Below are 12,941 nucleotides of genomic sequence, written 5' to 3'. Positions count from 1 at the left end.
AGGGGGCTTTATGAATACCCACTACTCTGGCTTATCAAAGATTAATCACTGGTTCACGGTTATTCTTGTGACCGTTATGCTCACGCTCGGCTATATGATGCTTTTTGCTGCTGAAGAAAGTACCGAAGGTTTTTTAAAAGCAGTCCATATTAGCATCGGTTTTTTTGCGTTCTGGTTTTTGTTGTGGCGAACAACTTACCGCCTAAAACAGGGTTTTCCGAAAACACATTCGATGGATGTAAAAGGAATTATTGCGCGCGGTGTTCATTATCTTATTCTGTTGAGTTTGGTGGTATTAGTTATAACTGGTCCGCTTTATCTTTTTACTGAAAATGAAGCGGTAGTCGTGTTTAACTGGTTTAGCGTTCAGTTTGACTTAACGGCACTAAAAGTTATTCATGAACCTGCGGAAGAAGTACACAAACTGTTTGGCTTGTATCTACTGCCTGTTTTACTGGCGATACACATCTTGGCAGCTACTTTTGAATATCTGGTAAATTCTGAGCAATAATAATTTAAAAAAGGAGCATGTCGTTAGGCATGCCCACAGTCATCGAGTTTGACTGGTCAATCAATTGGCTAACACTTCCGTACCATTGATGCAGAAGTTTTTGAAATTAATTGGTTTGTAGTGGCATAGTTGATTTGGCTACCTAATTAATTAGGCCACTATAGCTTCATTTGAGTAAAGAGAAGTCGGTTCAACGTGAATGAATGCTTGGCTTAGAATATTTTTGTTTATGTAGTCAGCCAATTAAAGCTCCTTATTCGTTTAGCTAGAATTAGTAACGTTAGGAGTCCTTCTCGAATCAGCCTCTAAATATTTGAAACATACATCATCTCGTTGGGCGTAAAGCACAAGGAAAGACGATGTTCCCAAAATGCAATAACGGGAACAAGCAAACTCACTAAAAACGGGCTATTTCCCCCTTTATACCCTCTTAAGTACTCAAAATCACGTTTTACAGCAAAAAAGGAACTCGATCATGGCCGAAGTACAAGCGGTTAAAGATCTGGATACCGTAAAGCTGATAAGCTACCTTCTCAAACGAACTTATGGTCAGCAAATTGCTGACGTTTGGGATGTTGGCTTGAACCTGGCATTACGGATCTCGGATCTGCTATCCATCAAATTTGAAAACATTAACGACGAGCGCTTGACCCTGGTTGAGGGGAAAACCTCGAAACAAGCAACAATTAAATTGAACGACAAAGCACGGTCGGTTATTGCTCGCATTAAAGATGAGCATCCTGATCATGTTTACTTGTTTCAGTCCTACCGGAACCAATGGTCCAAAGGTTTGGACGAGGCCCCGATTAGCCGCCGTTACGTTTCGCGGGCGTTCGCGGCGATAGGGGAGGAGGTTGGTATTAAACTGGGTACTCACTCAATGCGGAAGACACGAGGTTATCATCTTTATAAGAACACCAATGACATCGCCAGGGTAATGAAGATGCTACGTCATAGCTCTGAGGCTGTGACGCTGCGTTATATTGGCATTACTCAGGAAGATGTTGACCGGGACTTTGCTGAGTTAGAGCTATAGGGGCTAAAAGCCCCTATTTTTTGTTTCGTCTACCTAGATTAACAATCGAGCGAGATTAAAACCTATATCACCTAATGGCAGTTACGGCTGCAGTTAATTAACTGTCAATTAGGAGAGAATTTATGTCGAACGTAACAGTCGTATACACCAAGTCAGAGCTCGAGCGTGCTATCGAAAGACAAGACAAAACAATTGCTGTAAAAAGCGCGTCGTTGGCTGATGACGTAAAAATGTTAAAGTCAGCATCATCCGGTGCCTTTGCGTTAGCTGTCGGTTCAGCTGGGGTCTTTGCTACCAACTTCTGGAATCCGCTGGGGTGGGGCTCAGGCATTATCGGAACCTTATCCACCGGCTCACTGACCACCGCCATCGTGGCGATAGGGCTCAGCACAACGTTGCTGTTTGCTATTTACAATAACTACTCAATAAAAGGGCGAACGTCGATTCGACTGGCTGGTGGTAATAGCATCGATGCCGACCTGGTTATGGAGAGGGACTAGGTATGGGTAGCATGAGACGAAACATTATTGCCGTTAAAACGTGCCCTGGTGAGGTTCGTTTTGTTGCTGTTGCTTCCATCGAGCGTGTGGAAGCGTTTGGTAATTACGTGAAGATCTACTTTGGCAACGAGCGAGTGCTTCATCGAGCAACGCTGTCGGATATGGAAGACATACTGGATGATAGATTCATTCGAATCCACCGAAGCCATATTGTAAAACGTGACCATTTGCGAAAGCTGCTGTCAGAGCTGGGTCGATACCAGGAAGTCGAACTGGCTGACGAAACAGTGCTTCCACTTGGCGGCAACTATAAGCGCCAGCTAATGATAGAACTTGGATTGTAAGGCGTAGGCTCAGGGTTAAGTTACCCTGGGCTTATTTTTTGTCTTAGGTGCCTGTGTAGCAGCATCGTCTCGCATAACGACGACGTCTGCTGGCGCATCGATACCAAGCTTTACCTGACCATCTTTGATCCTACAAACAGTGACGGTTATGTCATGACCTATTGTTAGTTTTTCGGATGACCTGCGACTCAGAATTAGCATGTTGAAGTCCTTTTCCAATATGAGTAAATGTCCCGAGGGACTATGGCATAATACCATTATTCGAGATACTTCATAGCTTGCAGTTGGGTCCGTTGTGAGCGAGGTCCTTGGACTTTTTGACGATAGTAACTAAAGTGACTGGTAAGGGACATGACTATGCATGCTCTTGCTCACAAGCTTTTAGGTGCCAGGCTAGCTAAAACAAAGGAGTGTGGTATGGAAATTGAAATTAGTAACTGCAATAACATTGAAAACGGAGTAGTAACAATTGCGGAAGGCGCACTAAATATTAAATACGCTATCAATGGTACAGGTAAAAGCACTGTCTCAAAGTCGATTCAAAAATCAGTCTCATCAAGGCTCAATGGCACTAATGACCTGATGGATCTCACACCTTTCAAGGCATTAGAAGATGACTCGGTCAATCCAACGGTTGTAGGGTGCGAAGCAGTTAATAGTATCAAAGTGTTTGACGAGTCTTATATTAACGAATTTGCGTTTCAACCAGACGAGTTGCTTAAGGGCAGCTTTGATATCCTCATCAGAGATGAACAGTATGACTTGGTTATGGCTGAGATAGAAGATCTTGTATCTGAAATAAAGAGCCACTTTAAGGAAGATGATGAGATAGAGGCTTTGATAGCAGATTTTGATGAGTTGAGCAGTAGCTTTGGCAAGCCAACTAAGAACGGTGTACATGGATCTAGCACAGTAGCTAAAGCTCTAAAAGGAGGGAATAAGGTAGCTAATATTCCAGAGGGTCTTGAAATATACGAGAACTTTATTCAAGGTCAGGAAAATGTTAAGTGGGTTAAATGGCAACTAGATGGAGCACAGTTTTTAGAAGAGTCGGATAATTGTCCTTATTGTGTCAGTGATGTTAAAGATGTAAAAGACACTATAAAACGCGTTGGAGATGTTTATGATCCAAAATCAATTCAAAATTTAAATAACCTCGTAAAAATATTTCAGCGACTTGATAAATACTTTTCTGAAAAAACAAAAGAAGTAATAAATGAATTCATTTCAAGCGTTGAAGGCTACACAGAAGAACAGACTGGTTTTCTCCTTGAGGTAAAAGGGCAAGTAGACCGGCTTAACAGTATGTTTAAGCATCTAAAGGGTATGGACTTTTTTACTTTTAAAGACGTCGGTAAAGTAATCGAGGAGCTACAAAAATATAAAATAGATCAAAATCTATATGCACATTTACAATCTGACGAAACTCTCTCAAAAATAGCAAAAGTTAATGAGTCAATTGATAGGCTAATTCAAAAGGCCGGTCAGCTACAGGGAAGAATAGCGATTCAGAAACGACATATTGAGGAAGTAGTGGAAGAGAACAAGGAGGCTATGAATTCGTTTCTTCGTAATGCTGGCTATAGATACACTGTCGACCTTGTTGAAGACGAGTCAGGAAAACACAAGCTAAAACTTCTTCATGCTGACCTTAAATCAGGAGAGGTTTCTGGTGTTAGGGATGTGCTCAGTTACGGTGAAAGAAATGCTTTTGCGTTGGTATTATTTATGTACGATGCAGTCAAAAACTCTCCCGATCTAATCGTCCTAGATGATCCCATTTCCTCTTTTGACAAGAATAAAAAATACGCAATTGTGGAGATGCTTTTTAGAAAGGAGAAAACTTTTCGAGGTAAGACTGTCTTGTTGCTTAGTCATGATTTCGAGCCAATAGTCGATATGCTTTATCACCATACAGACAGATTTGAAAAGCCCAGTGCTTCTTTTCTTCAGAATGACAACGGTCAACTAATTGAGATAGATATTGATAAAGACGATATCATGACGTTCGTAGACGTTAATGTTTCAAATATTACAAGTGACACTAGCGTGGTAACGAAGCTTGTCTATTTGCGTAGAACGTATGAGATTGTGAATTCAAGGGGAGTGGCGTATCAGCTCATATCAAATGCACTCCATGGAAGATCAATTCCTCTAATGTTTGATAGTGGGACGTCCCGCGAGATGTCCGAGGAAGAAGTACAAGAGGCCGAAACCGAGATCCAGCGGCAAATTCAAGATTTTAACTATTCAGACTTTATTGAGTTGATTTGTGATAATTCTGCTATGATCGAACTGTATAATTCTTGTCCAAATAATTATGAAAAATTACATTTATACAGAATTTTATCGGAGAGAAATAGTGATAACGATCAGGCGGACGTAGTGCTGAAATTTATTAATCAAGCTTTTCATATTGAAAATGACTACATTTACCAGTTAAATCCTGCAAAGTATCAAACGGTGCCGCAGTACATTGTTGAAGAGTGTGATAAATACATTACAACCTTGCAGCAAAGCATCTAACAAGCGCAGTTTGTAGGACTGTCTTTTTGTTTCGTTCCAAACCAGCAGCAAATGTAGACGTGAACATCAGTTCTTGGCACGAAGCGGACCAATTATGGTTCCTAATAAAGAAGCACAAATGAACGCTAGCCGATGAGAGTGCATCGGCTGGCTTGTGTTATCGCTTGATTTGGGAGTCAGTATAGCCACGCTTCCGTAACATATTTTTTGCCACCACCTGATCCTTTCCTTCAGACTTCCACGCTGATTGATTCGCTATATCCAGTAGTTCCTTATCGCTCTTGCCTTTGAGTCTCTTGTGAGCTTCAGTCACTTCTGATGTCTGCTCTATTGCGCCTGAGAGAATATCTTTCCCTGTTTTGTATATCGTATCCCAAATACTCATTTCTAATTCCTGTGAAATGGCGGAGCGCTGTGCCCCGCGTAACCAATTACTCGTCGTTCACCTTTCCGTCACCATCAAAGTATGGGCACTCGATGCGCACGCGTGAGTCTCCTCCACAAGTGGGGCAGCTTTCTGGGTGAGGGCCGCCCCCATGGTCTAACGGACAAGGAATTTCACCACGACCACGGCATTCAGGACAGTTGACTTTTGACATGATTATCTCCGTTTAAAATCAGTTGCTTGAATAGCTTCTCAATGTTTAGAGAGTATAGTCAATAGCCCTTGTATGGCGCGCTTTTTAGGGTGTTTGGTTGGTGGCTGTTCATGGGCTTTTAGTCAGCGATGATGGGGCGTTTATCCCTAAAATTTTTTTGATTTTATTTCAAAAAGCTTACGTTCTGATAGTTACTATCTCCTCACTTGAAACTCTTAGCGAGTCGGGACGCGACATTCGCCAACTCATGACAGTGCATTGGTTCTCTAACCGAACTGTCGGCGATTTCAAAATTTAGGCTTGTACGGCAATGCTGGTTGTACTTGGCAGCGATGCTGTTTAGGTATTTTTTGAGCATGTGAACCGCAAGTTTTTTTGGCTGGGTCCAGCTGTCTCGAATCATAAGAAGCAAATCGCGGTGAGAGCAGTCCATATCGATGCCGTAACGATTCAAATGCAGCACACAGGTTATGTATGCTGTTTCGGCGGCTTTGTCTGGATTCGGGTGCCAGTTGTTATGCGCCAGCTGAATGCCGTATTCAGCTGCAATCTGAAAGATGGTTTCAAGGCTGACGTCGAAACCATCGTACTTTCTGCCGATAACGATACAAATTTTTATCAAGGCTGAAGTATTCACCGTAGGCTCCACCTTGCCGTGTAATGCTAAGTGCGCTTTGACGATATCGCTAGCGTTGAGGAACGAGAGCTCCATAGTGACTTCCTCGTTGTTAAGACGTCTAAATAGCCCTGCAGGCTCAATACTTAATTTTTGGGACTGACAAACCGCGCTTTTCGTCAATACGGTCCATCATCCACTCATCAATTTCTGAGTCTAACCAGGCGACATTTCTTCCCAGTGTGTTGACAGGTTTGGGGAACTTGCCTTCCCCCATCATTTTATAAATTGAGGTACGCCCCAGCCCGACGCGTTCTTGAACCTCGCTTAACCTTAGAAACCGCATGAGCTTCTCCTTGTTTTGTGTCATAGGATTAGTAGGAATTGAGATGAATTAAGGCGAATAAAGAACCTACCGAATTTCAGGCCTATATCACGCACGTGCATTCAAGAATCGAAAACATGGAGACACAAAATGCACGAGCAAAACGCTGAGTATGTAACGAATGGGCCAATGACTGAGGTTGATGTGCTGAACAAAGCGTCTGAGATTCTCGAGACGAAGTTTTTGAAGGGGGAGGGCTTCACTAGCCCATCTGCAGCAAAAGACTTCCTTAGGTACAAGCTGGCGCATCAAAAGCGTGAGGTGTTCGCCATCCTGTTGATGGACTCACAGCACCGGCTGATTGAGTATAAGGAGTTGTTCTTTGGGACGATCAACGCTGCCCCGGTGTATCCCCGTGAGGTGATGAAGGAAGTGCTTCAGCAGAACGCTGCTGCTGTCATCCTGGCGCACAACCATCCATCGGGTGTGACTGAGCCATCGGAAGCTGACAAGCGTGTGACCACGCGTATCAAGGACGCGCTCAATTACATAGACGTCCCCGTGCTTGACCACATAGTAGTAGGCCAAGACACGGTTTCGTTTGCTGAAAGGGGATTGTTGTAGTTGTAATGCCGCTAAGCGCGTAGAAGAGGTTTTCCCTGGGCCTCTTCTGCGTTGCTTGGTGCCTCATGCTGGCGCTTTATTTTTTGTCTTATTTACGGCTTGTAGTGAACGCAGGGCGTCCACGACGATAGAGCGTCGTGTTTTCCTTGCATAAATAACTGAAATGTCGAAATGCTTTTTGATGGTCAGGGTCAAAAGAATCTAACGGACCCTGTAGACGGTAGCAAGAGGGCGTAGAGCCATGTATTAGGTATTCAGTTGTATTCTCATCAACACCAACGACGTTATGCCAAGTTTCTCTGATGATTACCGCTAACTGCGAGTCATCGTCAGGGCCTAGATGACCAACTCGCATGAACATGTCGTTACTTACGAACAGTACGACGTGGTAATGCTCATACGGAGACTGCACGCTTTGCTCGACTTTTTGGGCATAGCGGACAGTACACTTGTGAGGATAGGGGTTTAGCTCTTTCTCATTCTCGTATTTGGTTTTAACTTTTCGGTTGATGGCTCGAAAGAAGTCTTCCATCGGTGATACACGATGCGGAGGCATACCGGCTAATGGCACCTTCAAGTCAAATCGCACTGCTAACGTTCTATTATGACCTTTGAGAGCTCGCTCCATGGTGTTATAAAGGCGACTTAAGTCCCCCTCAATATATGGCACATGTTGAGACCACAAAGGGAAACCTCTGTACCAGCTATCGTAGTAGAGCGTATGGTTGTGGTTCATAGGGTTGCGTGTTGGTAAATTCATATTTTGCTCCTTGATCATTGACCACTCATATATGATCTGATCCTGTAATCTTTAACCATAAGTCAGACGGTAAGCTTTGGGGCTTACCTATCATTGGCTAAGCATTGGTTACTAGACGTACCAATGAATGATATAAACAGCATTAGTAATAAGTATTACTATTACCGAGAAAACAAGTGTCGGCATTCACGTCACATTTTGATTCAACGTGACGGTGTTCCCGACGATTTTGATTAACCTTTCGTGTTCGGAAGTTAGAATCTACTTGGCAAAAAATTTTGCCGGTTTGGCAATGCTACGAGGCTGATCAGTTCCTCGCAGCTAGAGCCGTTTTCAGGCCATTCTCAAGTCGAAATGGCCGAAAACCTTGATACTCCTGATATCCGTATCAGAAATATCCATCTTTTGAGTGGTTTCAGCGCTGAAACCTGGTAGGCATTGAGAATGCCTACTTACGTCACCTCCTTAATTTACCGTTCAATTTATAGTTACAGACGATGGCTTTTGTACTTGTCGTAGAATCTGTTCCACATGTGTGGCTCATGGAATAGATTAGGGTTTAGGTCGAGGTACACTAGTCTAGTAGTTGGTTCTGTATAGACCATTAACTCCCCCCAAGATTGTAAGAGCTCTATTGCTCTCGTTAAGGTTTCTAGGTTTCTAAGTCTGCTTGGACCACTGCGGCGAATTTTTGCTTTAGATATATACCGTTCACCACTTTCCCGCTTGGTTTGGCAGTATTCCTGCAGCGCGTAAGCATCTTTCAGGTAATCTGGATAAACTTGGAAAGCCTGGATATAAGAATCAGAAAAATGAAACGCAATACGCTCGGCATCCTGGAAAATGCCTAGGCTTATTTTTTCGTCTTTACCGTGTTCGAAGTAAGACAAGAGCGCAGCGATACGAGTGATATTCTCAAAGAGTTTATTACCGTGGTCTTTTGCGTACTCAAATCGCCCCCGGGGTCCTAGCATTGCTTCAATCTCGTTGTATAGCTCACGAGCATAGCCTTTTACCTCGTCTGAAAAACGGATAACTGTTCGTTCTGGTTTAGAGGAGTCGCCCATGTCTTTTAACTCCGTTAAGATTTCCTCCATTCTCTTTAAATAATTTGCATAACCACTCTCACAGCCTTGATTAGATTGACTGATGAAACGTGTTCCCTGAGTCGTTTGTGGATTGCAGAAAATGAATCTACCTAAAAAGCCAATGCCTAAAGCTTCGGGCCCCTTTTTCTTAAGAAACTTTTCGATTGCACTTGGTTGAATTAGAAGAGAAAGTGTTAGTCTGGTATCGGTAAGAGTAAAGCTTCTCGCGGTTTTACGACTGACAGTGAAACGCTCTCCTGACCACAAGCTATTCAGGAAGGCTAAGGCTCTAGTGATAGGCCCTTCGAGCACAGTGGCTCCCTCGTTAGAAACAAGCGCGACATTACCAAAGCCATCCTTCATTTCAATTTGAAGGGACTCGGGAGTTATATTCTCGTAAATAAGTTGTTGTTTGATAGGCCGCTTCGGCTTTTCACTTTGCCACTGTTTTAACTCCCATTTAGCCTCGAAAATGGCTTCCGTGTTGTTGGACTTTATAGCTTTCTTAAGCTTGAGCTTTATCAGGTGCTCTTGTTCAGCAAAAATTTCTTGTCGGATCTCATAGTCTGTCCATTCCTCTTCGAATTTTTTTTCCTCCCGACGTTCAAAATCAATTATTGGTTTGTATACTTTGCTAGCTACGCCAGTCTTACGCTCTCCCGAATCAGCTTTTACGCACGTGAAGGTAGAGACTGGTCCTGAACCTCCATATATTCTTTCTACATCAACCTTCCCTTGAGCGGCAGTGGAAATAGCCCCCAATATTGTTTGTAAAATTAGCTCACCAGGGGCTTGTACACTCGACATCAGTGATGTCACGACCCCATGGGTCACAGGGCTATAAATTAATCCATTTTTAAGACTTCTGTTCGGATTCGATAAATTTGGTACACCTCTAACTCGCATTTCTTTCCTCCTTTCGTGCGTTTACCCAGTCAATTACCTCTTGCTCTATATAGCGCACAGACCGCTCACCAACGCTAATAGGCTTAGGGTAGGTGGGGTCGTAGCTTTTCGAGTTTTTATCCAACTTTGCAAAGTGGTACGATTTTGAAATCGACAGTAAATCAAGCACCTCTTGAAGTCGTAATACTTTGCCTGGTAGTCGGATGTTTTTGTGTTCGTTCAGCATGCCTCCTCCTTCTTCTTGCGAAATTGCGGAACACGAGAATTATTACAGCGCACAATGACATGAGGTGACCAGCATTCTGAGGGGACAAAAGTGTGTAAAAATGGAATTCTAAGGGTTAAGCGGATGGAAGAATTTACCACCGCTAGAGATTACCTAGATGAGCTTCGTTCTTTTGATTGGTGGCGTTATCAATACATCCACCGTTATGTAAATCAAAGGCTGATGAGTTTGGGTAGGTTTGACAGTGAATCTATCGCAACCTTTCAGTGGTTAGAGCAAGTAGCATATAAGTACCAGGTGTTAGAGAATAGACAAAGGCTAACCTCTACTGAGTACACGAGTTTGCTTATAGATATAGCTGCTGGTTTGGTCTATAGCTATCACAGACGCAATCATGCTGGTGCTCCGAAAAGCCTGGTTTACGAGAATATTGTTGCTACGTTTGGGTATCTTTTCGATAGACTCGCGATTGAAGAGGTAGAAGGCGTCAAAATCATGCATGACATGAGTATGGAGCTAGGCTTTTTAGTCGTTCCATTTTATCTGGAGCCGGATACAGAAACTTCTTGGGAAGCATATGTTGACAAACGTGATGATGCGCATTTAAGAATTGATCGGAGTAGGCTATATATATACCCCAGGTGTGACGTACAGGATAAACCTGTTCAGGTGGTGTACTCTGGCTATGAGTTTGATGTTAACGATACTTGGGACATGGTTGTCTATTATGACGGAAGTTTGACAACCGGAGAGCTCGAAAGGCAGATAAGTGTTAGTTGGGAGCAGAGCTCTCGTGTTGAAATAGGTAACCCGAGACGGTGTAAGTTTCGGATCTATATTAATCGAGGGCAGTGTTCGCGTAGGAACGTTTCTACCTTATTAAAGGGAAGCATTATCGGGCTTAAAACTGTCAGCTGTGGAGGTTTTTTTGTTTTTCTGGACGAAGGTTTTAAAAGGCGGCGAGCGATAAAGCGCGAGGACGTACCGTCTCGCAACGCTGCAATTAACGAAATTATTCATGTAGAAGACAAGTTACTACACACGAAAACTCACTATAAGTTAATTATGCAGAGGAAGCGCAAATTAGATAGAGAGAATAGGCAATACATCGATGCTCTGAAGATTATAGATCATAACTTCAACCAATATATTAGCTCTGACAAGAGTAATGTTCGCCGTGCAGTTGGCCTGAAAATATGGGATACAGTAACTGAGCGTCGATCGGCTCAACTGTTGGATGAATACTGTAGCAAAGGCCGACCAGTTAGTTCTTCAAAAAAAGGGGAGAATCTGGAGAGTAAAATTACCGTGGGCGAGGTAATAAGCGAGTTATTTAAAGAACTTTCGGAACACAACCCCCAACTTTTAAACTACTACCGGAAGGGGTGGAATGATAGCGACACATCAGCAAGTGGAGCTACTATAATGGATACTATAAAAAAACGTATGAGACGAGACTACCAAATGACCGATTACTGTATCACCCATAGGGGGTATTTTGGTCCTTTCGAGGCAACAAAGGGAGGTAAGTAGTTTTATCTGTGACGAAAAATTATTATAGACTATTTGCTAGGTGTTTGTAGAGCTTAAAGATAGTGAACCCTGCGATGCTTTCTCAATATGCTCAGACCACCACTCCATCATTTCCCTGCGCTGCTTCATGTAAGTAGCGCGGTTATATGCCGCTCGAATTTTATCCTTGTCCTTATGCGCCAGCGCAACTTCAATCACGTCTTTGTCAAAACCTTGCTCGTTAAGCGTGGTGCTAGCGAGAGCTCTAAGACCATGGGCAACTAGACGGCCTTCGAAGCCCATGCGCTTGAGCGCCATGTTAGCGGTTTCTTTATTGGCATGCTTAAGGGGGGCTCTATCAGAGGGGAATATGAACTCTCTGTGACCGCTCAGTGGTTTTATGAACTCTAATAATGCTAATGACTGCTTAGTCAATGGCACTTCGTGAGGTCGTTCCATTTTCATTTTCTCAGCAGGAATCGTCCATATAGCTTTATCGAAATCGACTTCCTCCCAGCGGGCTTGCACTGCTTCACCGGGGCGGACCATGGTGTGTAGTTGCCATTCAATCAAGCACCGAGTCACGTATTTGATATTGGCGAAGTTTAAAGCCCGCATGAGCTCTGGTAATTCATCAGGAGTCAGTGATGGCATGTTCTGAACCCTTGATGAGGGTATTACCCGATTGATGCCTGTCAGAGGGTTATGATCGATGTATCCAACATTAAGAGCGAACGACATTACGTTATTCATCCGGCGAGCGACCTTACGCGCCATCTCAAGGCTATTTCGTTTGGTAAGGGCTTCAATGACTTCTATTGCTTTCGGTGCTATTAATTTTTTGATTGGAATTGAACCCACACGTGGGAATACGTCATTTTCTAGTGAACGCCAAATCTTTTTGGCTGTGTCGGGCTTTACTTCTTTCTGATGCGTCTCGAACCAACGCTCAGCCACTGCTTTGAATGTATTGCCCGCCGCAGCCCGTTCTGCTTCGAATTCTTCGTCACGGTGAGATATAGGATCAATATTCTGGGCAAGTAACTCCCGATTCTGCTGGCGCTTTTCACGTGCTAAAGCTAAAGACAAATCAGGAAAGTCGCCAAGTGTTAAATTTCTGCGCCGTTTAGTGAAAGGCTCGAAATAATTGAAGACCCAAACTCTCTTACCCGAAGGTTTAACTCTTAGTTGAAGTCCTTGTCCATCATAAAGATTGTATTCTTTGTCTTTAGGCTTAGCTTCACTGACTTCACGAGCACTTAGCGGTTTAGTTATACGGGCCATTTTAGTAACACGCCTTTAGTGTATTTTGTTCTGTGTTACTAAACAGTGTACTAAAAAGTCTGGATACTACTGAACCCGAAAGGA

The 12,941-nt window shown here is 43.3% G+C and carries 16 protein-coding genes; 7 read left to right on the top strand and 9 right to left on the bottom strand.

The window, feature by feature from the left end; genetic code table 11:
* The first annotated feature begins 10 nt into the window (after positions 1-10).
* The 4 genes from Q5L94_RS09835 to Q5L94_RS09820 all read left to right on the top strand — a co-directional run bounded on the left by Q5L94_RS09835 (position 11) and on the right by Q5L94_RS09820 (position 2,391).
* Complete coding sequence (locus Q5L94_RS09835) at positions 11-511, top strand: cytochrome b/b6 domain-containing protein (RefSeq protein WP_110014385.1); 501 nt, start codon at positions 11-13, stop codon at positions 509-511.
* Positions 512-986: 475 nt separating this feature from the next.
* On the top strand, positions 987-1,547 hold the full coding sequence (locus Q5L94_RS09830; protein WP_317498262.1) for a tyrosine-type recombinase/integrase: 561 nt from the start codon (positions 987-989) through the stop codon (positions 1,545-1,547).
* 122 nt (positions 1,548-1,669) lie between these two features.
* Positions 1,670-2,047 (top strand): hypothetical protein, encoded by a 378-nt coding sequence (locus Q5L94_RS09825; RefSeq protein WP_317498261.1) that lies wholly within the window; start codon positions 1,670-1,672, stop codon positions 2,045-2,047.
* An 11-nt stretch (positions 2,048-2,058) separates the two neighbouring features.
* Positions 2,059-2,391, top strand: coding sequence for a LytTR family DNA-binding domain-containing protein (locus Q5L94_RS09820; protein ID WP_317498260.1), 333 nt, complete (start codon positions 2,059-2,061; stop codon positions 2,389-2,391).
* A gap of 15 nt (positions 2,392-2,406) precedes the next feature.
* Here Q5L94_RS09820 and Q5L94_RS09815 read toward each other — a convergent pair whose 3' ends face one another.
* Positions 2,407-2,592, bottom strand: coding sequence for a carbon storage regulator (locus tag Q5L94_RS09815; protein ID WP_317498259.1), 186 nt, complete (start codon positions 2,590-2,592; stop codon positions 2,407-2,409).
* A 216-nt stretch (positions 2,593-2,808) separates the two neighbouring features.
* Here Q5L94_RS09815 and Q5L94_RS09810 point away from each other — a divergent pair, with 216 nt between their 5' ends.
* On the top strand, positions 2,809-4,917 hold the full coding sequence (locus tag Q5L94_RS09810) for an AAA family ATPase (RefSeq protein WP_317498258.1): 2,109 nt from the start codon (positions 2,809-2,811) through the stop codon (positions 4,915-4,917).
* A gap of 157 nt (positions 4,918-5,074) precedes the next feature.
* On the opposite strand, the gene Q5L94_RS09805 is transcribed toward Q5L94_RS09810, so the two are convergent.
* The 4 genes from Q5L94_RS09805 to Q5L94_RS09790 all read right to left on the bottom strand — a co-directional run bounded on the left by Q5L94_RS09805 (position 5,075) and on the right by Q5L94_RS09790 (position 6,478).
* Positions 5,075-5,302, bottom strand: coding sequence for a hypothetical protein (locus Q5L94_RS09805; RefSeq protein ID WP_317498257.1), 228 nt, complete (start codon positions 5,300-5,302; stop codon positions 5,075-5,077).
* Between the two features lie 46 nt (positions 5,303-5,348).
* A complete protein-coding gene (locus Q5L94_RS09800; RefSeq protein WP_317498256.1) occupies positions 5,349-5,516 on the bottom strand; it encodes a hypothetical protein in 168 nt (55 codons plus the stop codon).
* A 202-nt stretch (positions 5,517-5,718) separates the two neighbouring features.
* Entirely contained in the window at positions 5,719-6,228 is a 510-nt protein-coding gene (locus Q5L94_RS09795; RefSeq protein ID WP_317498255.1) for a hypothetical protein, read from the bottom strand.
* 43 nt (positions 6,229-6,271) lie between these two features.
* The gene (locus Q5L94_RS09790; RefSeq protein WP_317498254.1) at positions 6,272-6,478 is read right to left on the bottom strand and encodes an AlpA family transcriptional regulator; all 207 of its coding nucleotides are present in this window, start codon (positions 6,476-6,478) and stop codon (positions 6,272-6,274) included.
* A 129-nt stretch (positions 6,479-6,607) separates the two neighbouring features.
* On the opposite strand from Q5L94_RS09790, the gene radC reads away from it, so the two are divergent.
* On the top strand, positions 6,608-7,081 hold the full coding sequence (gene radC, locus Q5L94_RS09785; protein ID WP_317498253.1) for a RadC family protein: 474 nt from the start codon (positions 6,608-6,610) through the stop codon (positions 7,079-7,081).
* 88 nt (positions 7,082-7,169) lie between these two features.
* Here the strand turns inward: radC and Q5L94_RS09780 are convergent, their stop codons facing one another.
* From Q5L94_RS09780 to Q5L94_RS09770, 3 genes are all read right to left on the bottom strand, one after another.
* Complete coding sequence (locus tag Q5L94_RS09780) at positions 7,170-7,841, bottom strand: inovirus-type Gp2 protein (RefSeq protein WP_317498252.1); 672 nt, start codon at positions 7,839-7,841, stop codon at positions 7,170-7,172.
* A 488-nt stretch (positions 7,842-8,329) separates the two neighbouring features.
* The gene (locus Q5L94_RS09775) at positions 8,330-9,835 is read right to left on the bottom strand and encodes a YfjI family protein (protein ID WP_317498251.1); all 1,506 of its coding nucleotides are present in this window, start codon (positions 9,833-9,835) and stop codon (positions 8,330-8,332) included.
* A complete protein-coding gene (locus Q5L94_RS09770) occupies positions 9,825-10,061 on the bottom strand; it encodes a helix-turn-helix transcriptional regulator (protein WP_317498250.1) in 237 nt (78 codons plus the stop codon). Before Q5L94_RS09770 ends, Q5L94_RS09775 begins: the two co-directional genes overlap by 11 nt.
* Before the next feature lie 123 nt (positions 10,062-10,184).
* Between Q5L94_RS09770 and Q5L94_RS09765 the strand changes: the two genes are divergently transcribed.
* On the top strand, positions 10,185-11,594 hold the full coding sequence (locus Q5L94_RS09765) for a hypothetical protein (RefSeq protein ID WP_317498249.1): 1,410 nt from the start codon (positions 10,185-10,187) through the stop codon (positions 11,592-11,594).
* A gap of 36 nt (positions 11,595-11,630) precedes the next feature.
* Here Q5L94_RS09765 and Q5L94_RS09760 read toward each other — a convergent pair whose 3' ends face one another.
* Entirely contained in the window at positions 11,631-12,857 is a 1,227-nt protein-coding gene (locus tag Q5L94_RS09760; protein ID WP_317498248.1) for an integrase domain-containing protein, read from the bottom strand.
* Between the last annotated feature and the right edge of the window lie 84 nt (positions 12,858-12,941).

Source organism: Idiomarina sp. Sol25 (assembly GCF_033052775.1).
Lineage (GTDB): Bacteria > Pseudomonadota > Gammaproteobacteria > Enterobacterales > Alteromonadaceae > Idiomarina.
The sequence above is the reverse complement of the archived record's forward strand: the minus strand, read 5'-3'. Positions and strand labels throughout refer to the sequence as shown.

Bases quoted from the DNA above. Each gene is read 5' to 3' on its own strand.
- radC (WP_317498253.1), top strand. From the start codon at position 6,608: ATGCACGAGCAAAACGCTGAGTATGTAACGAATGGGCCAATGACTGAG.
- Q5L94_RS09760 (WP_317498248.1), bottom strand. From the start codon at position 12,857: ATGGCCCGTATAACTAAACCGCTAAGTGCTCGTGAAGTCAGTGAAGCT.
- Q5L94_RS09795 (WP_317498255.1), bottom strand. From the start codon at position 6,228: ATGGAGCTCTCGTTCCTCAACGCTAGCGATATCGTCAAAGCGCACTTA.
- Q5L94_RS09830 (WP_317498262.1), top strand. From the start codon at position 987: ATGGCCGAAGTACAAGCGGTTAAAGATCTGGATACCGTAAAGCTGATA.
- Q5L94_RS09775 (WP_317498251.1), bottom strand. From the start codon at position 9,835: ATGCGAGTTAGAGGTGTACCAAATTTATCGAATCCGAACAGAAGTCTT.
- Q5L94_RS09810 (WP_317498258.1), top strand. From the start codon at position 2,809: ATGGAAATTGAAATTAGTAACTGCAATAACATTGAAAACGGAGTAGTA.
- Q5L94_RS09800 (WP_317498256.1), bottom strand. From the start codon at position 5,516: ATGTCAAAAGTCAACTGTCCTGAATGCCGTGGTCGTGGTGAAATTCCT.
- Q5L94_RS09780 (WP_317498252.1), bottom strand. From the start codon at position 7,841: ATGAATTTACCAACACGCAACCCTATGAACCACAACCATACGCTCTAC.
- Q5L94_RS09805 (WP_317498257.1), bottom strand. From the start codon at position 5,302: ATGAGTATTTGGGATACGATATACAAAACAGGGAAAGATATTCTCTCA.
- Q5L94_RS09825 (WP_317498261.1), top strand. From the start codon at position 1,670: ATGTCGAACGTAACAGTCGTATACACCAAGTCAGAGCTCGAGCGTGCT.
- Q5L94_RS09790 (WP_317498254.1), bottom strand. From the start codon at position 6,478: ATGCGGTTTCTAAGGTTAAGCGAGGTTCAAGAACGCGTCGGGCTGGGG.
- Q5L94_RS09820 (WP_317498260.1), top strand. From the start codon at position 2,059: ATGAGACGAAACATTATTGCCGTTAAAACGTGCCCTGGTGAGGTTCGT.
- Q5L94_RS09835 (WP_110014385.1), top strand. From the start codon at position 11: ATGAATACCCACTACTCTGGCTTATCAAAGATTAATCACTGGTTCACG.
- Q5L94_RS09815 (WP_317498259.1), bottom strand. From the start codon at position 2,592: ATGCTAATTCTGAGTCGCAGGTCATCCGAAAAACTAACAATAGGTCAT.
- Q5L94_RS09765 (WP_317498249.1), top strand. From the start codon at position 10,185: ATGGAAGAATTTACCACCGCTAGAGATTACCTAGATGAGCTTCGTTCT.
- Q5L94_RS09770 (WP_317498250.1), bottom strand. From the start codon at position 10,061: ATGCTGAACGAACACAAAAACATCCGACTACCAGGCAAAGTATTACGA.